This is a genomic window from Streptomyces sp. BPTC-684 (genome assembly GCF_030028635.1).
Lineage (GTDB): Bacteria > Actinomycetota > Actinomycetes > Streptomycetales > Streptomycetaceae > Streptomyces > Streptomyces noboritoensis.
The window spans coordinates 1,782,098-1,806,557 of the sequence record NZ_CP124863.1; the positions used below are offsets into that span (position 1 = coordinate 1,782,098).

Genomic DNA, 24,460 nt, shown 5'->3' on the forward strand with positions numbered 1-24,460 from the left:
GGAGCCAACTATTAAGTACGGCCGGGCTGTAAACCACACTTAAAGGGTCTCGTTTTGACAACATCAGGTCAGGCCAACAGTCCGAAATCCGGACAAACGGATCACAGACAGACACGCCCGAAACGGACCGTTAACACATCTTCCGGAGAGCAACGCTCGATATCCGAACAGGATGTAGGAGAAAACGACTTGACCGCGCGACCGGCGGAAGGCAGTGCGCGGGACCCGCGCGGACCCCACCGTACGACAACGGCCCGGCTCCCCGCGAAGATCGCGGGGAGCCGGGCCGTGGAGCTCAACCGGACTGAGCTCAGCCGTGCTTGGCGCGCGAGGCCGTGCGGCCGCGCTCCTTCTGGTCCAGGACGACCTTGCGGATGCGGACGGCCTCCGGGGTCACCTCGACGCACTCGTCGTCGCGGCAGAACTCCAGGGACTGCTCCAGGGAGAGCTTGCGCGGCGGCACCACGTTCTCGGTGTTGTCCGCCGAAGCCGCACGCATGTTGGTGAGCTTCTTCTCCTTGGTGATGTTCACGTCCATGTCGTCGGAGCGCGAGTTCTCACCGACGATCATGCCCTCGTACACCTCGGTGCCGGGCTCGGTGAACAGCACACCGCGCTCCTGGAGGTTGATCATCGCGAACGGCGTGACCGCACCGGCGCGGTCGGCGACCAGGGAGCCGTTGTTACGGGTCACCAGGTTGCCGAACCACGGCTCGTGGCCCTCGTGGATCGAGTGGGCGATGCCCGTACCGCGGGTGTTGGTCAGGAACTCCGTACGGAAGCCGATGAGGCCGCGGGACGGGACGACGAACTCCATGCGGACCCAGCCGGAGCCGTGGTTCGACATGTTGTCCATGCGGCCCTTGCGGACGCCCATGAGCTGCGTGACGGCGCCCATGTGCTCCTCGGGCACGTCGACGGTGAGGCGCTCGACCGGCTCGTGCGTCTTGCCGTCGACCTGCTTGGTGACGACCTGCGGCTTGCCGATGGTCAGCTCGAAGCCCTCGCGGCGCATCTGCTCGACCAGGATGGCGAGCGCGAGCTCACCACGGCCCTGGACCTCCCAGGCGTCCGGACGGTCGGTGTCCAGGACGCGCAGCGAGACGTTACCGATGAGCTCGCGGTCGAGGCGGTCCTTGACCTGGCGGGCGGTGACCTTGCGGTCCTTGACGGCGGACTTGGCGTCCGCGCCCTTGCCCGTGCCACCGCGGCCGACGAGCGGCGAGGTGTTGGTGCCGATGGTCATGGAGATGGCCGGCTGGTCGACCGTGATCAGCGGCAGCGCGATCGGGTTCTCCGGGTCGGCGAGGGTCTCGCCGATCATGATGTCGGGGATACCGGCGACGGCGCAGATGTCACCGGGGCCCGCCACCTCGGCCGGCTTGCGGGTGAGCGCCTCGGTCATCATCAGCTCGGAGATGCGGACGTTCGCGATCGTGCCGTCGCGCTTGATCCAGGCCACGGTCTGGCCCTTGCGCAGCTCGCCCTGCTCGACGCGGAGCAGCGCGATGCGGCCGAGGAAGTTGTCGGCGTCGAGGTTGGTGACGTGGGCCTGGAGCGGCGCCGCGTCGTCGTACGTCGGGGCCGGGACGTGCTCCAGGATGGTGGAGAAGAACGGCTCCAGGTTGGTGGAATCCGCCGGGACCGTGCCGTCCTCCGGCTTGGTCAGCGAGGCGATGCCGTCGCGGCCGCAGGCGTAGACGATCGGGAACTCGATCTGGTCCTCGTCCGCGTCCAGGTCCAGGAACAGGTCGTACGTCTCGTTGACGACCTCGTCGATCCGGGAGTCCGGGCGGTCCGTCTTGTTGATGCAGAGGATGACGGGCAGGCGCTGCTGAAGGGCCTTGCGCAGCACGAAGCGCGTCTGCGGGAGCGGGCCCTCGGAGGCGTCGACGAGCAGGACGACGGCGTCGACCATCGACAGGCCGCGCTCGACCTCACCGCCGAAGTCGGCGTGGCCGGGGGTGTCGATGATGTTGATCGTGATCGGGGCCCCGCCGTCCTTGGGGTGGTACTTCACGGCGGTGTTCTTCGCCAGGATCGTGATGCCCTTCTCACGCTCCAGGTCGTTCGAGTCCATCATGCGGTCGTCGAGGTGCTGGTGCGCGGCAAACGCACCCGCCTGCTTGAGCATGGCGTCGACGATGGTCGTCTTACCGTGGTCGACGTGGGCGACGATGGCGACATTGCGGATGTCGTGGCGCGTGGGCATGCTGGCTGGCGCTTCTCTCGATCGGGAATCAGGCGTCTGACGGTCGAAGCCTCGTCCGCCCGCCGGGCGCGGACACGCCACGGCTAGTCCTATGGTACGGGGCTGGCGCGCCGGAGGCCTCCCGGGCCGAACCTATGATCGTTTCGCGGGGTGCGAGGAGCGGTGAGGAAGCCCTGGTGGAGGCAGCCTCGGGGCCGGGTCAAGGGCAGCTACGACCTTGCCCGCCGGCGGACCGGCGGGCAAGGGACTTGAGCCAGTTCTGAGGTTCTGACCTGCGAATTCTCCGTACGATCGGTGAACGTTCACCAATCTTTCCCGCTACTTCTTCGACCCCTTCGGTCCGCTTTCCGCCTTCTTGAAGCCGATGTCCTGGAAGTGCGGGGCGGCGAACCCGAATGCTCCGGCATTGGCGACGTTCGGCTTCACCGCGACCAGCTGGGGGCGCTGGTAGAGGGGGATGGATCCGGCCGCCGCCCAGATCCTGGCGTCGGCCTTGCGCACCAGATCGCGGGCCTCGTCCTCGTCGAGCTCCCCGGCCGCCTGGTCGAAGAGCTGGTCGATGTGGTCGGTGCCGACCCGGGTGTAGTTCTGCTCGACGACCAGCGAGCCGTCCGAGGCGGGCTCCGGCTTGGCGAAGACCGGCCGGTCGTCGGTGGCCGGGTAGGCGGTGCCGGGCCAGGAGTACAGCGCCAGATCGAAGTCGCCCGAGGCGATGTGGTCCTTGAAGTAGCTGTCGTCCGCCACCTTGGTGATCTCGGTGCTGATCCCGACGTCCTTCAGCATCTGGGCGATCCGGTCGCCCACCGCCCGCAGCTGCTCGGAGCCCGCGCCCGAGGGGAGCACGAAGCGCAGCGTGAGCGGCTTGCCGTCCTTGCCGAGCGGGCCGCCCGCCGCGGGGGCCGCGGTGCCCTTGGGGGCGTACGCGCCGGGGGCGCCGCCCTGGCGCTGCGCCTCGGTCCTGCGGGCGTCCTCCCCGTCCCCCCTCTTCCCGGCCTCGTCCTTGTGGCCGTGGTCGGCGTCCTCCAGCGCGTCGGCCTGGCGCATCAGGGCGATCTCCTGGAGGGCCGCGGCCCGGGCCGGGGCGAGCACATGCGTATCGGCGCCCGGACCGGAGCCGCCGGGCCGGTCGTCGCTCGCGGCCCCGCCCTCCTGGTCGTCCCGCGCGCCCGAGCCCGACCGGGGCTTCTCCCCGTCCACGTAATAGGGGCCCTCGCCGACCTTCGCGCCGTCCAAGGAATACGGGCCGGACCCGAACCTCCTGCCCTTGTCGTCGCCGACGATGTACGTACCGTCGTCGTTCGAGCCGCCCGCGTCGCCCGCGCTCTCCCGCTTGGCGTCGTCGTCCGCGTTGGCGCCGGACGCCTTGCTGCCCGCCTTGCTCGTGCCGGGCTTCTGGCGGGCGCCGCCGGGGGTCCAGCCCGCGTCCGCGAGCAGGGCCTGGGCCTCGTGGGTGTCGTGGCCGCCGAGCGCGTCGCTGTTGTCGGCGTACGCCGGCTGGCCCGCCAGCGCCAGATGGCTGCCGGGCGGCCGGGCGGGCAGCCCCAGCGGCTTGAGCACGATCTCCGCGAGCTCCTGGCGGTCGAGGGCCCGGGCCACCGCCCGGCGCACCCGCTCGTCGGCGAGCGGGCCGGAGCCGCCGTTGAGGGCCAGCTGGGTGTAGGCGGGCTCCAGGGACTTGCGGATGGCGAGCCCGGCCAGGCCCGCCTGCTCCTCCGCGTACCGCTCGACGGCCTCGCGGGTCTGCTTGCGCGCCCGCTGCTCGGTCTCGGCGCGCTCCTCGTCGGAGCCGTGCGCGATCGCCCAGGAGCGCAGCGCGGCGGCCGGGGTGATGGCGGCGCCGGGGCCGTGGGTGAGCTCCGGGCCGTCGTTGCCGCGGCCCGCGCCCTTGTCGCGCTCGGCCAGGGTGATGCGGTCGGCGCCGGACCGGTCGATCTCGGCCACGTCCAGGCTGCCGTCGGCGAGGGCGGCGACCCGCTTGTCGCGCGGGACGGTCCGGAAGACCAGTTCGTCGAGCTTGCTGGGCCGGCCCCACCAGCGCGGGTTGCGGGCCAGCGTGAAGGTTCCCTTGTCGCGGTCCGACGCCTTCAGAAGAAACGGTCCTGCGGTGGCTTTCAGCCTGGTGCGTGCGCCGTCGTTGAAGGCGTCCGGCGTCCCGGTGACGTCCTTCGGGTAGAGCGGGCTGAACAGGGCGCGCCAGTCCGCGTACGGCTTGGCGAAGGTGACCTTGACCTCCAGGTCGTTCGCGCCCTTCTCGATCTTCTCGATGCGCTCGTACCCGGCGTTGCGCGCGGTCCAGTACGCCGTGTCGCGGCCGCTGAGCGCGCGCCACTGCGCGACGAAGTCGGGCGCGCCGACCTCTCTGCCGTCGCTCCACACCGCCTTCTGGTTGAGCTTGTAGAGCACCACCTGCTTGGGCTCGCGCTGCACGATCTCCGCGCGCTCCAGATAGTCCGGATTGCGCTCCGGCCGGCCGCGCTCGTCCAGGGTGAAGAGGGACGGCAGCACCGCGCCGGTGATCCTCGCCGTCGCGGCGTCGGCGTCGGCCTGGAAGACGTTGAGGGTCTGGGGCATCGCGTCGACGGCCCAGCGCAGGGTGCCCCCGTCGGCCACCTCGGGCCGGGCCGCCGCGCCGATGTCCTGGGGGACCGCGACCGCGCCGGCCGCGTCGTCGTCCGAGGAGCAGCCGGTCAGCGCGGGGAGCGCCAGCACACCGGAGGTGAGCAGCGCGACGGACCGGAGCGACGCGACGGTGCGGATCGCGGCGACGATACGGATCGCCCGGGATGCCCTCCCGCGCTGGACGCCGACGTGGGGCATGTTCGTACCTCTTCGTCAGTTTTTGTTCACTTGGTGGCATTTCGCGATGATCACACGTATTGCCCACCTACTGAAGAGGACACCTCCCCCGCCCGTGCGGCGACACGGCGCGGCGGCGGCCGGATTCCACCCGTGCGGCGCAATGACGGCGCGTACGCGTAGGTACGCGCCCCCGGAACCCGGTGCACACACCTTCACAACCACGCAAGTGACGCGCGACACTCTCAGGCGCATGACCTTTCGGGGGGATCCGGAGGTCGCCCTCCGGCACGACCGGTCACCGCCCGCCACTGCGGAAGGTAGGGCACGTCATGTCCCTGCACGACGAGTTGACGTCGGTTCAGCGCTGTCTCGACGACCTGGTGAGGTCGGTGGGGCGGCTGGAGAAACAGGTCGGCGACGGCGGCCTGGACATCCGGCGGGTACGGACCGACACCGACCATCTGCGCGAGAGCGTCGCGCTGCTGCGCGAGACCGCTCCCCGTACCGCCGAGGCCCGCCCCGACCTGGTCACCATCCCGGACACGCCGTACGACGCCTCGCTGTGGACGGACTCGGACGACGAAGGTCTGGGCGCCCGCGACCGGCGCGCCCCCTGACTCACGCGACTGGAGCCACTGTTGGCCACAGGCACCGAACCCCAACCGCTCACCGGCGTTCACGACGCCTCGCGCGCCGCCATCGCGCCCCGCCATCTGCGCACCGACCGCTGGTGGCTGGCGCCCGCCGTGACCGCCGCCGGACTGCTCGCCTTCGTCGTCTACTCGACCTGGCGGGCCTTCGTGAACGACGACTACTACGCCGCTCCGTACGTCTCGCCGTTCTACTCGCCGTGCGTCGCCGACAACTGCGTCCCGATGCGCGGCGGCCCGAACGCCGATCTCATCGGCAGCTGGTGGGGCCTCTCCCCCGCCCTGCTGATCCTGATCTTCCCGCTCGCCTTCCGCGGCACCTGCTACTACTACCGCAAGGCCTACTACCGGGGCTTCTGGGCCTCGCCGCCCGCCTGCGCGGTGGCCGAGCCGCACAAGAAGTACTCGGGGGAGACCCGCTTCCCGCTCGTCATCCAGAACATCCACCGGTACACGTTCTACTTCGCGCTGCCGGTCGCCGCGTTCCTCACGTACGACGCGGTGCTCGCCTACCGCGACGAGCACTACCGGTGGGGCCACATGGGCCTCGGCACTCTGATCTTCACCGTCAACATCGTGCTGATCTGGGCGTACACCCTCTCCTGCCACTCCTGCCGGCACATCGTCGGCGGCAAGCTGCGGCACTTCTCCAAGCACCCGGTGCGCTACCGGCTGTGGGGCTGGGCCGGACAGCTGAACCGCCATCACATGCTGCTCGCCTGGGCCTCGTTGATCAGTGTCTCGCTGGCCGACCTGTACGTGTACTTCCTCGCCACCGGGGCGTTCGACGATCCGAGGTTCTTCTGATGACGCAGCTCGAACGGCAGCAGTGGGACGTGGTCGTGGTGGGCGCGGGCGGTGCGGGCCTGCGGGCCGCCATCGAGGCCCGGGAGCAGGGCGCCCGTACCGCGGTGATCTGCAAGTCCCTCTTCGGCAAGGCGCACACGGTGATGGCCGAGGGCGGCATCGCCGCCTCCATGGGCAATGTGAACTCCGGCGACAACTGGCAGGTCCACTTCCGCGACACCATGCGCGGCGGCAAGTTCCTCAACCAGTGGCGGATGGCCGAGCTCCACGCGCGCGAGGCGCCCGACCGGGTGTGGGAGCTGGAGACCTGGGGCGCCCTCTTCGACCGTACGGCCGACGGCCGGATCTCCCAGCGCAACTTCGGCGGCCACGAGTACCCGCGCCTCGCCCACGTCGGCGACCGCACCGGCCTGGAGCTCATCCGCACCCTCCAGCAGAAGATCGTCTCGCTCCAGCAGGACGACAAGCGCGAATTCGGCGACTACGAGGCCCGGCTGAAGGTCTTCCAGGAGTGCACGGTCACCCGCGTGCTCAAAGAAGACGACCGGGTGTCGGGCGCGTTCTGCTACGAGCGCGAGTCCGGCCGGTTCTTCGTCCTGGAGGCCCCGGCCGTGGTCCTGGCGACCGGCGGCATCGGCAAGTCCTTCAAGGTGACGTCGAACTCGTGGGAGTACACCGGCGACGGCCACGCGCTCGCGCTGCTCGCCGGGGCCCCGCTGCTGAACATGGAGTTCGTGCAGTTCCACCCGACCGGCATGGTCTGGCCGCCCTCGGTCAAGGGCATCCTCGTCACCGAGTCGGTCCGCGGCGACGGCGGCGTGCTGCGCAACTCCGACGGCAAGCGCTTCATGTTCGACTACGTGCCGGACGTCTTCAAGGAGAAGTACGCGGAGTCCGAGGAGGAGGGCGACCGCTGGTACGAGGACCCGGACCACAACCGCCGCCCGCCCGAGCTCCTCCCCCGCGACGAGGTCGCCCGCGCCATCAACTCCGAGGTGAAGGCGGGCCGCGGCTCCCCGCACGGCGGCGTCTTCCTCGATGTGTCGACCCGGATGCCCGCCGAGGTCATCCGGCGCCGGCTGCCCTCCATGCACCACCAGTTCAAGGAGCTGGCGGACGTCGACATCACGGCCGAGCCGATGGAGGTCGGCCCGACCTGCCACTACGTGATGGGCGGCATCGCCGTGGAGTCGGACACCGCGGCCGCGCGCGGGGTGCCCGGTCTGTTCGCCGCGGGCGAGGTGGCCGGCGGGATGCACGGCTCCAACCGCCTCGGCGGCAACTCCCTCTCCGACCTGCTGGTCTTCGGCCGCCGCGCGGGGCTGCACGCCGCCGAGTACGCCTCGGCCCTGGCGGGCGCCCGCCCGGCCGTCGACGAGGCGCAGGTGGACCTGGCGGCGGCGGAGGCGCTGCGGCCGTTCAGCGCCGAGCCCCAGGAAGGCGCGGCGCCGGAGAACCCGTACACGCTCCACCAGGAGCTCCAGCAGGCCATGAACGACCTCGTCGGCATCATCCGCCGGGACGCGGAGATGCGGCAGGCCCTGGAGAAACTGGCCGAGCTGCGCGTACGGGCCCGGCGGGCCGGGGTGGAGGGGCACCGCCAGTTCAACCCGGGCTGGCACCTCGCCCTCGACCTGCGGAACATGCTCCTGGTCAGCGAGTGCGTGGCGCGCGCGGCCCTGGAGCGCACCGAGAGCCGGGGCGGCCACACCCGCGAGGACTGGCCCGCGATGGACCGGAGCTGGCGGCGGGCGAACCTGCTGTGCCGCCTCGCCGACCCCACCGAGGGGCTCGCGGCCACCGACCCGGTCCGGGGCCAGATCCGGCTCGTACGCGAAGAGACCGAACCCATCCGTGCCGACCTGCTCGCCCTCTTCGAGAAGGAGGAGCTGGTCAAGTACCTCGCCGAAGAGGAGCTCTACGAGTGACCACGTATGACGCGAGCTTCCGGGTCTGGCGGGGCGACACCGGCGGCGGCGCCCTGGAGGACTTCACGGTGGAGGTGAACGAGGGCGAGGTGGTCCTCGACATCATCCACCGGCTCCAGGCGACCCAGGTCCCGGACCTGGCCGTGCGCTGGAACTGCAAGGCGGGCAAGTGCGGTTCGTGCTCGGCGGAGATCAACGGGCGGCCCCGGCTCCTGTGCATGACCCGGATGTCGGTCTTCACGCGCGAGGAGACGATCACGGTCACCCCGCTGCGGGCGTTCCCGGTCGTCCGCGACCTGGTGACCGACGTCACCTTCAACTACCAGAAGGCGCGGGAAGTTCCCGCCTTCGTTCCCCCGAAGGGGGTCGCGGCGGGCGAGTACCGGATGCAGCAGGTCGACGTGGAGCGCTCGCAGGAGTTCCGCAAGTGCATCGAGTGCTTCCTGTGCCAGGACACCTGCCATGTGGTGCGCGACCACGAGGAGAACAAGGGCGCCTTCGCGGGCCCGCGCTTCCTGATGCGCATCGCGGAGCTGGACATGCACCCGCTGGACGCGGCGGACGAGACCGGCCTGGACCGCAAGCGCACCGCCCAGGACGAGCACGGCCTCGGCTACTGCAACATCACCAAGTGCTGCACGGAGGTCTGCCCCGAACACATCAAGATCACCGACAATGCGCTGATCCCGCTCAAGGAGCGGGCGGTGGACCGCAAGTACGACCCGCTGGTCTGGCTCGGCAACAAGATCGGCCGCCGGTCCGGGAGTTAGGGACCATACGGGACGGGGCCCGGCATCAGTGGATGCCGGGCCCCGCCGCCGTATGGCCGTGCCTCAGTTCCAGTCCTTGTCGTACGCGGCCCAGTCCCGGTCGCGCGCGGTGAAGTCGACGTAGAGCGCCACGCCGAAGTGCTCGCGGTGGCGGTCGGTGCGGCCCAGGCCGAGGCGCACGCCGCGCACGGCCGCCTTGACCGTCTCGGCCGAGGCGTGGTGGCCCATGGTCTCCGTCTGGAAGAACGGCAGCCCCATCAGCAGATCGGTGTCCTTGGGCGTCACTTCGAGCGCCAGCGAGGCCTGCTGGGCGACATAACCGCCGTACAGGCTTTCCAGCGGCATCGAGGTGTCGTACGACATGACGGCGATCTGGTCGACGCGCTTGGCCACCTGCCCGAAGTACGCCTGCGACCACCACTTGGGGTGCCCGGCGATCTTGCCGGCGGCCGAGTGCAGCTTGGGCACCGGGTCGATCTGGTGCGCGGCGACCGACAGCGTCGCGTTGTGCGCGCGCGTCATCGGCCGCACCGCGTCGAGCAGTTCGAGGAAGTGACGGTTGCCCGAGGGCATCGGCTCCAGGTCGAAGTGGACGCCGTCGAACCCGCCGCCCGCCAGCACCTGGCGGGACGAGTCCACCATCGCGGCCCGGGTGGCCGGGCGCTCGAGGCGCAGCCCCTTGGGGCCCTCGGTGGCGAGCTTGTCGCCGAGCCAGGCCTGCACGCGCACGCCGGGCAGCCTGCGGTGCACGCCGTCGACCAGCCAGCGCGCCTTGGGGTAGCGGGCCGCGGGCAGCGTCCCGTCGTGCTCCAGGGGTCCGGCGTGGACGTACAGGTCGTGTATCCCCGTCTCCCGTACGCGCGCGGCGAAGGCGTCCAGGTCGCTCTCGCCCTTGCGGCCGTCGACCCAGGCGTGGCCGAGCCAGATGGCGTCCCGGCCGCGCGTCCTGGTGCCGTCGCCGGGGTCGCCCGCGTAGCTGCTGCGCAGCGCCACCGCGCCGACCACCATGGGCGCCATCACCAGGAGCACGGCCGCCAGCACGGCACGCCGCACCCACGTCCGCGCCGGGCGCCTGAACCACCGGCGCACGCCGTCCACTCCGGCCGATATTGCTGTCCGCACGAGTACCCCTGACTGTCAGTGTGCCGTGGAAGTATGACCTCCCGGTGGCCTGCTGCCTAACGAGCGGGGCACGGATTCCCCGGTCCGGCGGCTCCCGCCCGGTCGCGGACCGGCAGATACCGCCATACGCTCACAAATGTGACGCCGCGTGTCAGTCGCACCGGGCCCCGCATCGCCGTCCGGGCCGTCCGGGCCCTCGTGGCCGTGCTGCTGGCCACGTGCTGGGCGGCACTGCCCGGCGCGGGACCCGCGCACGCCGAGGACCCGGTGGACCTCGCCGGGAGCGGGCTGATCACCGACCGCGCGCACGCGCTGGGCGACCGCGCGCCGGAGGTGGCCGCCGCGCTCGACCGCCTCCACGAGGACCGCCTGGTCCAGCTCTTCGCGGTCTACGTGGACGACTTCTCCGGCCGCACCGCCCAGGACTGGGCCGACACCACCGCGCAGAAGAACGGGCTCGGCCGCGACGACGTCCTGCTGGCCGTCGCCACCGGGTCGCGGCAGTACGCGTACTCGGTCGACCAGGGCTTCCGGCTCAGCGACCAGACGCTGGGCGAGGTGGCCCGCGAGTCGGTCGAGCCCGCCCTGCGGCGCGGCGACTGGCCGGGGGCCGCGATCGGCGCGGCCGAGGGCCTGGACACCGCCCTGGCCGAGCCCGCCCGGCGCGACGGCTCCACCTCGGCGAGCGACTTCGTCCTGCCGGTCGCCGTCCTGGTCGTCGCGGGCGCCGTGGCCGCGTACGCGTACGCGCGCAGGAAGCGGCGGACGGCCACCCGGACCACGCCCGCGAGCGCCCAGGGCGCGGGGGCGCAGGGCGGGGAGCGGGCCGCGGGCCCACCGCAGGACAGCGCGCCGGACGACCTCGCGGCCCTGGAGGCAGAGGCGGACCGGACCCTGGTCGCCACCGATGAAGCCATTCGTACGAGTGACGAGGAACTGGGTTTCGCCCTCGCCCAGTTCGGGGAAGAGGCGGCCCGGCCGTTCGCGCGGGCCCTCGCGTACGCCAGGTCCGAACTGGCCACCGCGTTCCGGCTGCGCCAGCAGCTCGACGACGACCCGCCGCCGGAGGGGCTCGCCCTGCCGGAGGGCCCTGCCCCGCCCGACGAGCCGGAGCTGCCGGAGGAGGGCGGGGCGGCACGGCGGCGGATGCTGCGGGAGATCGTCTCGCGGTGCGCGGCGGCCGGTCGTCGGCTCGACGCCGAGTCGGAGGCCTTCGACGCGCTGCGCGCCCTGGAGCACGACCCCCAGCGGGCGCTGGAAGCCGTCGAGACGGCCTTCCGCACGCTCACCGGGCGTACGGCCGCGGCGGACTCGACGCTGACCGCACTGCGCCAGCGGTACGCGGAGTCCGCGACCGCGCCGGTCGCGGGCCATGTCGAGGAGGCCAAGGAACGCCTGGTCGCCGCCACGGCCGCCCTCAACGCGGCCCGCCAGGCCCTCGACACGGACGACCGGGGCGAGGCCGCGGCGCAGGTGCGCGCGGCCGAGGGCGCCGTCGCCCACGCGGCCGCGCTGGTGGACGCGGTCGACCGGCGGGGCCGGGAACTCGCGGACGCGGAGGAGCTGTTGCCCGCCGCGCTCGCCGGGGCGGAGTCGGCGCTGACGGAGGCGCGGGGGCTGGAGCTCGGTGTGGAGCCCCCTGCCGACCTGCGCGAGCCGGTCGCCGGGGCCGAGACGGTGCTCGTCGGCGTCGGGCGGGCGCGGGCGGCCGGCCCGTACGACCCGCTCGACGCGCTGCGCCGGGTCGGGGAGGCGGAGGCGGACCTGGAGGAGGCGTTGGACGAGGCCCTGGCGGGCGTACGGGAGCGAGAGGGCGGCGCGGACCGCTCGCGCGCGCTCCTGGACCGGGCGGCGCTCACCGCCCGCTCGGCCGTCGCGGCGGCGGACGACTGCGTCACCACCCACCGGGACGCGGTCGGCAGCGCGGCCCGCACCCGGCTCGCGGAGGCCCGGCGGCACCTCGCACAGGCGGAGGCGGAGGAGACGGCCGGGCCGGACGCGCCGGACGCCCTCGCCGAGGTGCGGCGGGCGGACACCCTGGCTCAGCAGGCGCGCGGCCTCGCGGAAGCGGACGTACAGGCCTACGAGCAGGGTGATGAACAGGCCGATGTACAGGCCGACGAGGGCGGCCCGGAAACCTTCGGGAAGTTCGGGAAGACCGGGAACGCGAACGGGCCGGGCGGTGTATCAGAAGCAGGAACGGGCGGTGTTCCAGGAACAGGGGCAGGGGCAGGAAGCGGACCGGCGCAAGGAGAAGAGCCATGAACGACAGGCAGTCGGTACTGGGCCGGGTCGGCCGGCTGGCGAAGGCCAACGTCAACGCGCTCCTCGACCAGGCCGAGGACCCGCAGAAGATGCTGGACCAGCTGATACGGGAGTACACGAGCAATATCGCGGAGGCGGAGCAGGCCGTGGCCGCGGCCGTCGGCAACGTGCGGCTGATGGAGCTGGACCGGGTGGAGGACCTGGCCGCCGCCAAGGAGTGGGGCGACCAGGCGGTCGCGGCCAGCAGGAAGGCCGACGGGCTGCGCGCGGGCGGCTTCGCGGACGAGGCCGACCGGTTCGACCGCCTCGCCAAGGTGGCGCTGGGCAGACAGGTGCAGTCGGAGAACGAGGCGCGGACGGCGGAGCCGACGATCGCCGCACAGGTGGAGGTGGTGGACAGGCTCAAGTCCGGCCTGGCACGGATGAAGTCCCAGCTGGACGTACTGAGGGCGGAGCAGGGCGAGTTGGCGGCCCGGGCCGACTCGGCGGGGAGCCGGCTGCCGGACGGCCTTGAGGGCGTCGATCTGCTCGACCCTACCGGTGAGATACCCCGCTTCGAGGACAAGCTGCGGCGCGAGGAGGCGCGGGCGCGGGGCGGTCGGGAGCTCGCCGCCTCGTCCCTGGACGCCCAGTTCGAGCAACTGGACGCCCCGGGCGACACGGCGGAGGTGGAGGCGCGGTTGGCGGCGTTGAAGGCGACAACGTAGGGCGGCACACCGGCGGCCGAGGGCACGCCCTGGGGGTGAGTGCCCCGGGGTATGGGCGCCCGGGTCAGAACATGCTGAGCAGTTGCTCCTCCGTCAGTTCGGCGACGGGTGCGGACTCCCCGTCCGGAAGGGCGAGTTCGAACCAGACCGTCTTGCCGCGCGGGGTGCGGCGCGAGCCCCACGCCGCGCTCAGCAGGCCGACGAGCTGGAGCCCCCGGCCGCCCTCGTCCGTGTCCCGGGCCCGCCGGCGTCTCGGCTGGACCAGACCCGCGTCCCACACCTCGCAGACGAGCGTACGGTCGCGCAGCAGCCGGAGCCGCACCTCGCCCTCGCCGTACCGCAGGGCGTTGGTGACGAGTTCGCTGACCAGCAGCTCGGTGGTGTCGACGAGGTCGTCCAGGTCCCAGGCGAGCAGCTGGGTGCGGGCGAGCTCACGGGCGCGGCCGACCGAGCGCGGTGAGCGCGGCAGCCGCCAGTCGCCGACGGCGTCCGTGGGCAGGCCCTGGATGCGGGCCATGAGCAGGGCGATGTCGTCCTCGCCGTGGCGGGTGTCGAGGGTGTTGAGGACCTGGTCGCAGACGTCCTCCAGGCCCGCGACCGGGTCGCTGATGGCCTTGCGGAAGGCCCGCAGGCCCTCGTCCAGGGGGTGGTCGCGGGACTCCACGAGGCCGTCGGTGTAGAGCGCGAGCAGGGCGCCCTCGGGGAGGTCGACCTCGATCTCCTCGAACGGCTCCCCGCCCACGCCGAGCGGCAGCCCGGGCGGCATGTCCAGGAACAGCGCGGGCTCGCCGGGCTCGACCAGGACCGGCGGCAGATGGCCCGCGTTGGCGATGGAGCAGCGCCGCGTCACCGGGTCGTACACGGCGTACACACAGGTCGCCAGGTAGACCTCGGAGAGGTCGGCCTCGCGGGACTTGTGGGCGGTGCGCGAGCCCGGGCGGCCGCGCCGGTTCCCGCCCGCCTCGCGGTCGGGGCCGCCGGGGTCGCCCAGGCCCCGGGCGATCTCGTCCAGGTGCGAGAGCACTTCGGCGGGCTCCAGGTCGAGCATGGCCAGGGTCCGTACGGCGGTGCGCAGTTCGCCCATGGCGACGGCGGCCCGCAGACCGCGGCCCATCACGTCGCCGACGACCAGGGCGGTGCGGTGGCCGGGGAGTTCGATGACGTCGAACCAGTCGCCGCCGACCTCGGTGGCGGCGTTGCCCGGCAGATAGCGGCAGGCGATGTCCAGCCCGGCGGCCTCGGGGTCGCCGGGCGGGAGCAGGGAGCGCTGCAGTATCAGCGCGCGCTCGTGCTCCCTCCGGTAGAGGCGGGCGTTGTCGATGCAGACGGCGGCGCGGGAGGCGAGTTCGGTGGCGAGGGCGCGGTCGCGCTCGCCGAAGGGCTCGCTGCCCTTGGCGCGGGAGAACTGGACGAGGCCGACGACGGTGTCGTGGGCGACCATCGGGACGGCGAGCGTGGTGTGCACCAGGCTGCCCTCGGCGCCCGGTACGGCGTGCAGACGGCCGGTGCGCAGGGCGTCGGCGCAGGGCGAGTGGAAGGAGTAGCGGTGGACGTCCCCCACGGAGACGGACGCGGTCGGGGCGGTGCCGCCGGTGAGGGTGGGCGGCGCGTCCGAGACGGCGCTGGCGAAGGCGACCCGGCGCAGCTCGGCGCTGCCGTCGGCGCGGCTCTGGATGGCCTCGTCCCCGGCGAGCAGCGCCTGGTAGAGGTCGACGGAGGCCAGGTCGCAGAAGCCGGGGACGGCGACGTCGAGGAGCTCGCGGGCGGTGGTCTCCAGGTCGAGGGAGTTGCCTATGCGGTTGCCCGCCTCGTTGAGCAGGGCGAGGTTGCGGCGGGCGTCGGCGGCCTCCCGGGCGGCGTTGTGACGGCGGGTCACGTCGATGCCGAGGCTGGCGACGCCGATGGGCCGGCCGGTGCCGCTGTGCACCCGGTAGAGGTTGATCGACCAGTGGCGGCGGGCCGGGTCGCCGGGCGCGGTGCCGACGAGCTGGAGGTCGGTGACGGCCTCGCCGGTGTCGAGGACGCGCCGGAGGGCGGCGGCCATCCGGTCGGCCTCGCCGCGGCCCAGATAGTCGTGGACGGTGCGGCCGCGGTGCTCGTCGGGTTCGCCGCCGAAGACGGTGGCGAAGCGCCTGTTGGCGCGCAGGACGGTAAGGTCCGTACCGAACAGCAGGAAGCCGAAGGGAGATTGGCCGAAAATGGCCTGCGAGGCGGCAAGATCCGTCTCTATGCCGCGCAGCGCCCGGACGTCGACGACGATACAGAGCGCGCCGCGTTCCCCGGCCGCGGTCTCACTCGGCATCACATAGAGCTCGGCGAGCCCGTGCCGCCCCTCCCGCTCCGGCGTGCGAAACGGGACCAGGCCGGTCCACTCGCGCCCGTCGAGGATCTCGGCGACCCGGCGGTGACCTTGGGAGCGCAGCTCAGGGGGCATGAAGGCGTCGACCGGGTCGATTCCCACGACCTCGCGGGCGGACAGCCCGAACTGCTCCTCGGCCCGCAGGCTCCACTGCTCGATCAGCCCGTCGGGCCCGATCGAGAACGAGGCGACCCTGATGTAGTCATAGATCGAGCCAGGCGGGCTGCTCTGCCACACGACGCCGCCAGCCGTCTCAGGTATCTCGCTCACGCGACCGTCCCCTCCAGCTCACCGCACCGGACCGGCCTTGACCGCAGTATTCAGTACTACGGCCCCCACCGACACGGCGTTCACGATCACATCCCGGTCTCGTTCTTTTCCGGCCGTCTTCCGACCTGGCCGTCCGAACGGGTCGTGATCGTTCGTCCCTCCCTCCTTCTAACCCGGCAGGGCCAGCTCGAACCACACGGTCTTGCCCGTCCTGCCGCGTCTGGTCCCCCAGCGCCGTGCAGAACAAGCCACCAACTGAAGGCCCCGGCCCCCTTCGTCGTCCGGTCCGGCGTCCCGCTCGACGGGCTCTTCCGGCAGCGGGTCGGAGACCTCCACCAGCAGGGCGCCGGGGTCGTGGCGGGCCAACCGGACGCCGATGGGGCCCGATGCGTACCGCAGGGAATTGGTCACGAGCTCACTGACCAGCAGCACCGCCACATCGCTGACCGCAGGGTCCAGCGCCCAGCTGCGCAGGGTGTCCCGGACGGCGTGACGCGCGGTGCGCACGGCGTTGGCCTCCGCCGGGAAAGTCCACTCGGCGCAGCCACCGGAGGTGTCGATCACACCGCTCACCCGCATCCGACTCTTCGGGGGGTTTAGAAGGATTAATAGCCACATACCCGATATTTGGGGTCAGCTATCCCCTGATGGGACGCGTGGTGCCACGAACGGAGTAGGGGCGTACACGGCCACCGCTGTGGGCATACGTGCCGCTGGGGCGATGGGGGTCCCCCCTGCTCGAGCGAAGCCGAGAGCTTGGTGGAGGGTGGGCACAGCGGCACCCTGTGTGCGCCGGTAAGCACCTTCCCCGCCCCGAGCCCCCCTCGTCCCGGGGTCAGTACCCCGCCCGGCTCTCCCTCGCCGCCAGCATCCGCGCAGCCTCCCCCACCGCAGGCCGATCCTGCGGCAGCCAGTCGACCTCGTCGGTCTCGTCGGGGGCGAGCCAGCGCAGGGCGTCGTGGTCCTCCAGGGGACGGGGCTCGCCGGAGAGCAGGCGGGCGGTCCACACCCGCAGCACAAGCCCGGGCTTCAGCGGCCACTCCCCCGGGATCCGCTCCAGCGGCTCGGCCTCCACGCCCAGTTCCTCGCGCAGCTCGCGCACCAAGGCGTCCTCGGGGCGCTCACCCGGCTCCACCTTGCCGCCGGGCAGCTCCCAGCGCCCGGCCAGCTCGGGCGGGGCGCTGCGGCGCGCGGCGAGCAGCCTGCCCCTGTCGAACACGGCTCCGGCCACCACCACACGAACGTCCATGCGCCGGAGCGTAACCCGCGCCCGGAGGCGTCCGGTCCGGCGGGCCGCCGTCCGGCCCCGCCTCCCCGTCCACACCCGCCGGGCGCCCTGCTACTGCGCCGGCTGGGCGATCCTCTCGACCCAGTAGAGCCGGTGATGTCCCAGGTCATCGAGGCTGTCGACGATCTTCTGGGCCTCGGCCCGGGTGGCGTACCTGCCGACGCGGTAGCGGTTGCCGTTGTCGTCCTGCCGTATGACCTGCCAGGAAAGCACCACGCCACCGTCGTTCATCGCGCCCCTCCCGCTGTCGGCGTGCAGGTCGGTGAAGATCCCCAGGAAACCGCATTCCGCATATGCCCGAGCCTACGCCTGACCTTCACTCAGCGGATCCGCGTTTACACAAAGAGATACGGATCCGGCCACGCGAGGGCAAGACAACGGGGGCGCACTCCGTCGAGTGCGCCCCCGTCAAGGGAGTTGACCCTGGGTCAGCCCGCCGCCGACACCGCTACGGCGACCCGGTTCACCCACCCCACCTACTTCACCGGCAGGTGGTACGCGATCCGGTACCGGTCGGCGGGGACGACCACGTCGGCCGTCTCCACCGCGCGCCCCGACGCGTAGTACGTCCGCTCGATGGCGAGCACCACATGGCCCGGGACGCCGCCGAGCGCCATGAGCTCCTCCGCCAGCCCCGGGCGCGCACCGACCTCCTCCACGACGTTGTCCACGATCACGTCGATCGCGGCCATCCGCTCGACGACGCCGCACCCCCCGAGCGGCCCCTCCTCGGGCAGCATCACGGGCGTGCGCCCGGTCACCGCGAGCGGCTCCCAGGAGGTGGAGAGCATCATCTGCTCGCCCGCGTCCCGGTACACGTACCGGGTGCGCATCACCCGGTCCCCCGGGGCGATGCCGAGCCGCCCGGCGATCTCGGCGGACGCCGCCTCCTGCTCGCTGCTCGACTCCCAGGTGCCCCGGGTACCGTCCTCGGCCTGCTCCTGGCGGAACGGGCTGGCCCCCTTGGCCGGGCGGAACCCGGAGCGGGCCACGCGGCGCGGGACGGGGCGCTCCCTCACGTACGTACCGGACCCGGAGCGCCCCTCGACCAGGCCCTCGGCCATCAGGACCTTGCGGGCCTCCAGGGCGACCGTGTCGGAGACCCCGTACTCCTCGCGGATGCGGGCCTGTGAGGGGAGGCGGGTGTGCGGTGGCAGTGAACCACTGACGATCTTCTGCCGGAGATCGCTGGCTACGCGCAGATAAGCCGGCTGCTCACCGAAAGTCACTGGCCACTCCCATCAGGTTGACAGACTGCAACAGCGTGGCAACCGTGGGTTGTGCGCCGCAAGCCAAGGCCAGAGTTTCACTCGAAGTGATGACTTGCCCGTGCCCAGGGAATACCGCGGGTACGACTACCCGTCCCGGACCGCTCTCAGACCGCTTTGGAACCTTCGCTTCCGGTTCCGCTGCCCGTTCCGGAGCCCGGCTCCTCCGTGCCACCGCTGTCCGTGCCGCCGTCGGCGCCGCCCGAACCGCCGCTGCTGCCCCCGGAGTCGGTGGCGGGCGGCGTGGTGGCCAGGTGCAGGGCGCCCCGCGCGGCGACCTCGGTGGCCTGCCGCAGGGCGCGGTCCGCCGCGCCCGAGTGGAGGTAGAAGGCCTCGGCGTCGGCGGCGCCGGCCGCCTTCGCCCACTCCTTGCCCGCCAGCTCGGCCTCCTTGGCGCGGTCGCGCACCCGCGCCTCGGCAGCGGCGGGCCAGCTGTGCTCGCGCAGCCGGGCGCTCTCCTGGCCCAGCACCTGGGAGACCTGCCCGGCCCACTTCTTGAAGGCGGGGAGGTCGTCCTCGACCCGGTCCCGGTCGGGACCGGCGGCCAGCACCCGGTCATAGGCGTTGGAGGAGCGTAGATACGTCATCTGGTCGGCGTCGAGGCGGCGGGCGTCGTTGCGCACCGAGCCCTTGAGCTTGCCGCTCGTGGTGGCGAAGGAGCAGGTGACCGAGTGGTCGCCGAGCCGCCAGCTGCGGCTGCTCGGCGTGTAGTAGTACGACTCGGCCTCGACCGGCAGCGCCCAGCTGTCCATCGCGTACTCCTGCTCGACGGCCCAGCACTTGCGGTCGGCGAGCGCGGTGATCGCCTTGTCGCCGGGGAAGGAGGAGCCGTCCAGCTTGAAGGAGCCGGAGACCTCGCCGTCGTGCGGCTTGGCGCACGACACGATGGTCACGTTCACGACCTCGCGCTCCAGCTCGCCGCCGGGGACGTCGAAGCAGTCGCCCTTGCGCAGGTCCATGGTGCTGCGCGTGCTCTTGACCTCGTCGATGCCGTCGCGGAACCCGTCCCAGAACGCGCTCGCCGCGCCGCTCACGACGAGGACGACGGCCAGGACCGTACTGATCGCGGAGAGCACCACACCGGTGATCGCCATGCCCTTGCCGCGCTGCCCGTGCTTCCTGATCCGCCCCAGGGCGACGGCGCCCAGGACGAGACCGAGCGGCGGCACACAGCAGACGATGCCGGTGACCAGCGAGGCGATGGCCAGACCACTGGTCTTGGCCGGCTCCTGGAACGGCTGCGGATACGGCTGCGGATACGGGTACCAGGGCTGCTGCGGCCCCGGAGGGGGCGGCGGCCAGCCGGGGCCGTGGCCCTGGCCCGGCTGCGAAGGCGGCTCGGGCGCGGGCGGCGGCGGTATGTCCACGGGTGAGGGCTCCTCGTCGAGGTCAGCGAACTGCTGCGCGAATCGTACGCGGGACCCGACAGGGGCGGCCGCCGAAGCGGACCGCCCCCTTCCTCAGCCGTTCGGGGTGGGACGGCGGGTCAGAACTGGAGCGCCCAGGAGTCGATCTTCCCGGTGTCCAGGTCGGCGTTGTCGCTGACCCTCAGCTTCCAGGTGCCGTTGGCCACCTCGGAGGAGGCGTCGACGGTGTAGGTGGTGTTGATGTCGTCGCTGCTGCCGCCGGTCCCGTACCCCTTGAGGGTGTAGGCGGAGCCGTCGGGGGCGATCAGCTGGACCTGGAGGTCGCCGATGTAGGTGTGCTTGATGTGGACCTCGACGGCGAGGGCCGAGGGCGCGTTGCCCGTGACGCCGCTGACGGTGACCGGGGACTCGACGGTGGAGTTGTCGTTGATCGCGTAGTCGGCGGTGTTCTCGAACCGCTTCCCGGGCGGCTGGGTGGAGGTGCCGACGTTCAGCAACCGGTTCGGCGAGCCGGAGCCCGGGTTGCCGACCACGCCGGTGGTGGCCGCCGCCACCAGGCCCGAGGCGACCTGGGCCGGGGTGGACGAGGGGTGGTCGGCCAGGTAGAGGGCGGCCGCACCGGTGACGTGCGGGGTCGCCATCGAGGTGCCGGAGATGGTGTTCGTGGCGGTGTCGCTGCTGTTCCACGCCGAGGTGATGGAGGAGCCGGGCGCGAAGAGGTCGAGCAGGCTGCCGTAGTTGGAGAAGCTGGAGCGGGCGTCCGTGCTGGTGGTGGCGCCGACCGTGATGGCCTCGGGGACGCGCGCCGGGGAGTGGTTGGAGGCGTTCTGGTTGTCGTTGCCGGCGGCGACGGCGTAGGTGACGCCGGAGGCGATGGAGTTCTTGACGGCCTGGTCGAGTACGGAGTCGACGCCGCCGCCGAGCGACATGTTGGCGACGGCGGGCTTCACGGCGTGCTGGGTCACCCAGTCGATGCCCGCGACGACCTGGTCGGTGGTGCCGGAACCGGAGTTGTTCAGCACGCGCACGGCGACGATCTTCGCCTTCTTGGCGACGCCGTACGAGGTGCCCGCGACGTTCGCGGCGACGTGCGTGCCGTGGCCGTGGCCGTCCTGGGCGGTGTTGTCGTTGTCGATCGCGTCATAGCCGTACGACGCGCGGCCGCCGAAGTCCGTGTGGGTGATGCGGACTCCGGTGTCGATGACGTACGCGGTCACCCCGGACCCGGCCGAGTCGGGGTACGTGTAGCTCTTGTCCAGCGGGAGGGCCTTCTGGTCGATGCGGTCCAGGCCCCAGGAGGGCGGGTTGGGCTGGGTGGTGTCGACGTGGAGGACGCGGTTCTGGACGACCGACCGCACGGCCGGGTCGGCGGCGAGCTTCCTGGCCCGCGCCTCGTCGAGCGCGACCGCGTAGCCGTTGACGGCCCGGTGGTACGTGCGCTTGACGCTCGCGCCGTACCGCTCGGCTATCGCCCGCCCCGACGCGGAATCGGCGCGCGCCGCCGAGTCCTTGAGGGTCACGAGGTAGCTGCCGGGAACGGCGTCGGCGGCGCCCGCGTTCTCGATGCGGGCCTGCGGGGCGGGGGTGGCTGCGGCCGGGACGGCGAGGGACGCGCCGAGCGCGAGGGCGGCGGCGGTCACGCCGACCGCGCCGGCTGCGGCGATTCTTCGGGACGTACGCATCACGGACATGTGAGGGGTCCTCCTCATCAGGTGGTGCGCCGGTGGGGGGGGTGTGCCGTGTGGTGCGGGTGGTACGCGTTGTGCGACAGGAACATGACAAGGCAGCGATTGCGGCCCGCCCTGCACCTCTGCGGTGGAGATTGGCGGACGCACAGGAAACCCACAAGAGGTGCGGCGACGGTGTAACACGAGCGCCATGCCACTGACATGACGTGCCGTCATAAACGACGTTCTAGGGTCGCTGTATGACACATACGAACACGCGGTATCCCGAGCGGCCCGAGCCCTCCGGACGTCCGGGTGCCGTCCTGGGGGCGTACCGCTGCCCCCAAGACGGCACCCGGGTCCCCGTCGAGGCCGCCGCCCCCTGGCGCTGCCCGGCCTGCGGGGGCCCGTGGGACCTGGACTTCGCCGCCGGGGCCGTGGACCTGAAGTCGCTTGCCGGGCGCGTCGGTTCGCTGTGGCGGTACGCGGAGGCCCTGCCGCTCGACGGCCCGCCACCGGTCACCCTGGGCGAGGGGCGCACACCGCTGGTGCCGCTCACCGACACGGTCTCGGCGAAGCTGGACTTCCTGATGCCGACGCTGTCCTTCAAGGACCGGGGCGCGGTCGTGCTCGCCGAGCTGGCCCGGCGCCTGGCGCCCGAGCGCGTGGTCGCCGACAGCAGCGGCAACGCGGGCACGTCGTTCGCCGCGTATCTGGCCCGCGCCGGGCTGCCGTGCACGGTGTACGTGCCCGAGGCCACCTCGCCGAAGAAGGTCGAGCAGATCGGGGCGCACGGGGCCCGGGTCGAGCGCGTCCCCGGCGACCGGGAGGCCACGGCCCGCGCGGCCAGGGCGGCCGCCGACACCCCCGGCACGTTCTACGCCTCGCACGTCTTCAACCCGTACTTCCTGCACGGCACCAAGACGTACGTCTACGAGCTGTGGGAGGACCTGGGCGGCCGGCTGCCCGGCGCGATCGTCGTCCCGGTCGGCAACGGCACCCTGCTGCTCGGCGCCGCGCTCGCCACGGCGGAGCTGTACGCGCACGGCCTGATCCCCGAGCGCCCCGCCCTGATCGCGGTCCAGGCGGAGGCGGTGTCGCCGCTGGCGACGGCGTTCCGGGCGGGCGCGGACGATCCCGCGGACGCGGAGGCCGCCGACACCCTGGCCGAGGGCATCGCGATCCCCCGCCCGCCCCGGGGCCGCCAGATCCTCCGGGCGGTACGCGAATCCGGCGGCACGTTCCTGACGGTGACGGAGGACCAGATCCGCGCGGCGCAGCGCGACCTCGCCGGACGCGGGCTGTTCGTCGAGTCGACGGGGGTGGCGTGCTGGGCGGCGGTCACCGCGTCACCGTCGGCCCTAGTAGGGCGTGACGCGGTGGTTCCGCTGTGCGGGGCGGGGCTGAAGACGGGGTTGGCGGCGGGTTAAGCGTGCGGTACGGGTGGTGTCGCCGCCTCCACCCGTACGACACGCCTGGGCATCACTGACGTATCCCGCAGATCGCGCAGCATCGGCTCGGCCTCGCGGGCGGCGTGCAGGGCGGCGGGGTCCAGGTCGGCGAAGACGATCTCTTCACCGTCGGGCCCGGCTTCCGCCACGACGCGTCCGTCCGGCCCCCACACGGCACTGCTCCCGCAGGTCTCCCACTCCCCCGTCCGTCCGACGTGGTTGGCGAGGACCGCGTACACCGTGTTGTCCAAGGCCCGCGCGGGGAACCAGATCCGCGACTCGTGGTACCCGTTGCCGACACCGAACAGCGCGCCCACCACGTACGCGTGGCAGCCGTCCAGCGCCGCCGCCCGCGCGTGCTCGGGGAAGCCGGAGTCGTAACAGACCCCGAGCCCGAGCCGCCAGTCGTCCACATCGAGGGTGAGACCGGCGGAGCCGTGCCGGTACACAGCACGTTCGGCCTTGAACAGCGTCTGCTTGTCGTACCGCGCGCGGACCCCGTCCCCGTCGACGACCAGGGCGGATACGAACAGCTCGCCGCCGTCGTACACCGCGGCCCCGACGACCGCGACCACCCCGCTCTCCCGGCAGGCGGCCACGACGGGGGCGAGGCGGGGGTCCCCGAGCCCGTTCACGGCACACCGCTCGGGATCGGCTCGGATGAGCTCGGGCTCGTACCCGCTGAGGAACTTCTCGGCAAGCACGACGACCCGCGCCCCACCATCCCCGGCACCCCGGACGAGCCGGGCGGCGGTGGCGGCGTTGGCGACGACGTCACCGGGGGCGACGGGCGCCTGGGCGGTGGCGATGCGGAGGGGGCGGGAGGGTATGGCGAAGGCAGTCACGTATGGAATTCGATCACAGCCGACACCTGACTCCGTCACGCGGCGCTTGAAGGTGCACCGGCGCGAATGAGGGGTTCGAGCTCACAACAACGGATATGGACGGGGACAGTGCATTCCTGGGACTCCCTGCCCCTCACCGAACAGACACTGGTGCGCCGGGCCCTGTCCCAGGGGCCGTTGGTCGGGGCGATCCAGGCGCACGGCATCGCCCTGCGTTGGGCCGGCGCCGAAGACGCCCCGCCTCCGCGCAGCTACTCCGAGGACGAGCAGCGGGAGCTGGTACCGCGACTCGGAGCTGTGGTTCAGGGGCTCGTCGAGCGCGGGCTGATCCTCGTCCGGGAGGGGCAGGCCGATTGTCAGTGGCGGCTGCTTCCATCACGAGTCGATGGCTGCCGTCGCCGTCGGCATCTCGTCCAGGACGAGAATGACGCCCCAGGATCCATGACGGCCAGCCTGAACGCAGAAAAGCCCCGTACCGGTTACCGGTACGGGGCTTTTCCCAAAATTTGTTCGGCGGTGTCCTACTCTCCCACAGGGTCCCCCCTGCAGTACCATCGGCGCTGAAAGGCTTAGCTTCCGGGTTCGGAATGTAACCGGGCGTTTCCCTAACGCTATGACCACCGAAACACTATGAAATTAACGAAACCGGGCAACAACACGGCCGTTCGTTATTTCAGAACTAACA

18 protein-coding genes and 1 rRNA gene are annotated in these 24,460 nt (G+C 72.0%); 7 read left to right on the top strand and 12 right to left on the bottom strand.

Features of this window, described 5'->3' with window-relative positions; translation table 11 throughout:
* Window positions 1–310: 310 nt before the first annotated feature.
* Together typA and QIY60_RS07870 are read right to left on the bottom strand one after the other, a co-directional pair.
* Window positions 311–2,212 (bottom strand): translational GTPase TypA, encoded by a 1,902-nt coding sequence (typA, locus tag QIY60_RS07865; protein ID WP_283141754.1) that lies wholly within the window; start codon window positions 2,210–2,212, stop codon window positions 311–313.
* 318 nt (window positions 2,213–2,530) lie between these two features.
* Window positions 2,531–5,029, bottom strand: a complete 2,499-nt coding sequence (locus QIY60_RS07870; RefSeq protein WP_283141755.1) for an ABC transporter family substrate-binding protein — start codon at window positions 5,027–5,029, stop codon at window positions 2,531–2,533.
* A 311-nt stretch (window positions 5,030–5,340) separates the two neighbouring features.
* Between QIY60_RS07870 and QIY60_RS07875 the strand changes: the two genes are divergently transcribed.
* The 4 genes from QIY60_RS07875 to QIY60_RS07890 are packed head-to-tail and all read left to right on the top strand — an operon-like array spanning window position 5,341 to window position 9,166.
* On the top strand, window positions 5,341–5,628 hold the full coding sequence (locus tag QIY60_RS07875; RefSeq protein ID WP_283141756.1) for a hypothetical protein: 288 nt from the start codon (window positions 5,341–5,343) through the stop codon (window positions 5,626–5,628).
* A gap of 21 nt (window positions 5,629–5,649) precedes the next feature.
* Window positions 5,650–6,468 carry a hypothetical protein gene (locus tag QIY60_RS07880; RefSeq protein WP_283141757.1) on the top strand — a complete coding sequence of 273 codons (819 nt, stop codon included), beginning with the start codon at window positions 5,650–5,652 and terminating at the stop codon, window positions 6,466–6,468.
* Window positions 6,468–8,396 carry a fumarate reductase/succinate dehydrogenase flavoprotein subunit gene (locus tag QIY60_RS07885; protein WP_283141758.1) on the top strand — a complete coding sequence of 643 codons (1,929 nt, stop codon included), beginning with the start codon at window positions 6,468–6,470 and terminating at the stop codon, window positions 8,394–8,396. The genes QIY60_RS07880 and QIY60_RS07885 overlap by 1 nt, the downstream gene beginning before the upstream one ends.
* Window positions 8,393–9,166, top strand: coding sequence for a succinate dehydrogenase/fumarate reductase iron-sulfur subunit (locus QIY60_RS07890; RefSeq protein ID WP_283141759.1), 774 nt, complete (start codon window positions 8,393–8,395; stop codon window positions 9,164–9,166). The genes QIY60_RS07885 and QIY60_RS07890 overlap by 4 nt, the downstream gene beginning before the upstream one ends.
* A 63-nt stretch (window positions 9,167–9,229) precedes the next feature.
* Here the strand turns inward: QIY60_RS07890 and QIY60_RS07895 are convergent, their stop codons facing one another.
* Entirely contained in the window at window positions 9,230–10,183 is a 954-nt protein-coding gene (locus tag QIY60_RS07895) for a glycosyl hydrolase family 18 protein (RefSeq protein ID WP_283145851.1), read from the bottom strand.
* A 243-nt stretch (window positions 10,184–10,426) separates the two neighbouring features.
* On the opposite strand from QIY60_RS07895, the gene QIY60_RS07900 reads away from it, so the two are divergent.
* On the top strand, window positions 10,427–12,553 hold the full coding sequence (locus tag QIY60_RS07900; protein WP_283141760.1) for a TPM domain-containing protein: 2,127 nt from the start codon (window positions 10,427–10,429) through the stop codon (window positions 12,551–12,553).
* Complete coding sequence (locus QIY60_RS07905; RefSeq protein ID WP_283141761.1) at window positions 12,550–13,260, top strand: PspA/IM30 family protein; 711 nt, start codon at window positions 12,550–12,552, stop codon at window positions 13,258–13,260. Before QIY60_RS07900 ends, QIY60_RS07905 begins: the two co-directional genes overlap by 4 nt.
* A gap of 64 nt (window positions 13,261–13,324) precedes the next feature.
* Here QIY60_RS07905 and QIY60_RS07910 read toward each other — a convergent pair whose 3' ends face one another.
* The 7 genes from QIY60_RS07910 to QIY60_RS07940 all read right to left on the bottom strand — a co-directional run bounded on the left by QIY60_RS07910 (window position 13,325) and on the right by QIY60_RS07940 (window position 21,503).
* Window positions 13,325–15,856, bottom strand: a complete 2,532-nt coding sequence (locus QIY60_RS07910) for a SpoIIE family protein phosphatase (RefSeq protein WP_283145852.1) — start codon at window positions 15,854–15,856, stop codon at window positions 13,325–13,327.
* A gap of 201 nt (window positions 15,857–16,057) precedes the next feature.
* Entirely contained in the window at window positions 16,058–16,462 is a 405-nt protein-coding gene (locus QIY60_RS07915) for an ATP-binding protein (protein WP_283141762.1), read from the bottom strand.
* Between the two features lie 262 nt (window positions 16,463–16,724).
* Complete coding sequence (locus tag QIY60_RS07920) at window positions 16,725–17,138, bottom strand: (deoxy)nucleoside triphosphate pyrophosphohydrolase (RefSeq protein WP_283141763.1); 414 nt, start codon at window positions 17,136–17,138, stop codon at window positions 16,725–16,727.
* A 90-nt stretch (window positions 17,139–17,228) separates the two neighbouring features.
* A complete protein-coding gene (locus QIY60_RS07925) occupies window positions 17,229–17,408 on the bottom strand; it encodes an SPOR domain-containing protein (RefSeq protein ID WP_101389883.1) in 180 nt (59 codons plus the stop codon).
* Between the two features lie 245 nt (window positions 17,409–17,653).
* A complete protein-coding gene (locus tag QIY60_RS07930; RefSeq protein WP_283141764.1) occupies window positions 17,654–18,406 on the bottom strand; it encodes a GntR family transcriptional regulator in 753 nt (250 codons plus the stop codon).
* Window positions 18,407–18,552: 146 nt separating this feature from the next.
* A complete protein-coding gene (locus tag QIY60_RS07935; RefSeq protein ID WP_283141765.1) occupies window positions 18,553–19,812 on the bottom strand; it encodes a DUF4190 domain-containing protein in 1,260 nt (419 codons plus the stop codon).
* A 119-nt stretch (window positions 19,813–19,931) separates the two neighbouring features.
* Window positions 19,932–21,503, bottom strand: a complete 1,572-nt coding sequence (locus QIY60_RS07940) for a S8 family peptidase (RefSeq protein ID WP_283141766.1) — start codon at window positions 21,501–21,503, stop codon at window positions 19,932–19,934.
* Window positions 21,504–21,802: 299 nt separating this feature from the next.
* Between QIY60_RS07940 and QIY60_RS07945 the strand changes: the two genes are divergently transcribed.
* On the top strand, window positions 21,803–22,909 hold the full coding sequence (locus QIY60_RS07945; protein ID WP_283145853.1) for a pyridoxal-phosphate dependent enzyme: 1,107 nt from the start codon (window positions 21,803–21,805) through the stop codon (window positions 22,907–22,909).
* Here the strand turns inward: QIY60_RS07945 and QIY60_RS07950 are convergent.
* On the bottom strand, window positions 22,906–23,775 hold the full coding sequence (locus tag QIY60_RS07950; protein WP_283141767.1) for a carbon-nitrogen hydrolase family protein: 870 nt from the start codon (window positions 23,773–23,775) through the stop codon (window positions 22,906–22,908). The two genes, QIY60_RS07945 and QIY60_RS07950, sit on opposite strands and share 4 nt — an antisense overlap.
* A gap of 508 nt (window positions 23,776–24,283) precedes the next feature.
* A 5S ribosomal RNA gene (rrf, locus tag QIY60_RS07955) occupies window positions 24,284–24,400 on the bottom strand.
* Window positions 24,401–24,460: the final 60 nt, after the last annotated feature.

Coding starts and splice junctions, on each gene's coding strand:
- typA (WP_283141754.1), bottom strand. CDS start 2,212: ATGCCCACGCGCCACGACATCCGCAATGTCGCCATCGTCGCCCACGTC.
- QIY60_RS07870 (WP_283141755.1), bottom strand. CDS start 5,029: ATGCCCCACGTCGGCGTCCAGCGCGGGAGGGCATCCCGGGCGATCCGT.
- QIY60_RS07875 (WP_283141756.1), top strand. CDS start 5,341: ATGTCCCTGCACGACGAGTTGACGTCGGTTCAGCGCTGTCTCGACGAC.
- QIY60_RS07885 (WP_283141758.1), top strand. CDS start 6,468: ATGACGCAGCTCGAACGGCAGCAGTGGGACGTGGTCGTGGTGGGCGCG.
- QIY60_RS07895 (WP_283145851.1), bottom strand. CDS start 10,183: ATGGCGCCCATGGTGGTCGGCGCGGTGGCGCTGCGCAGCAGCTACGCG.
- QIY60_RS07905 (WP_283141761.1), top strand. CDS start 12,550: ATGAACGACAGGCAGTCGGTACTGGGCCGGGTCGGCCGGCTGGCGAAG.
- QIY60_RS07920 (WP_283141763.1), bottom strand. CDS start 17,138: ATGGACGTTCGTGTGGTGGTGGCCGGAGCCGTGTTCGACAGGGGCAGG.
- QIY60_RS07925 (WP_101389883.1), bottom strand. CDS start 17,408: ATGAACGACGGTGGCGTGGTGCTTTCCTGGCAGGTCATACGGCAGGAC.
- QIY60_RS07940 (WP_283141766.1), bottom strand. CDS start 21,503: ATGTCCGTGATGCGTACGTCCCGAAGAATCGCCGCAGCCGGCGCGGTC.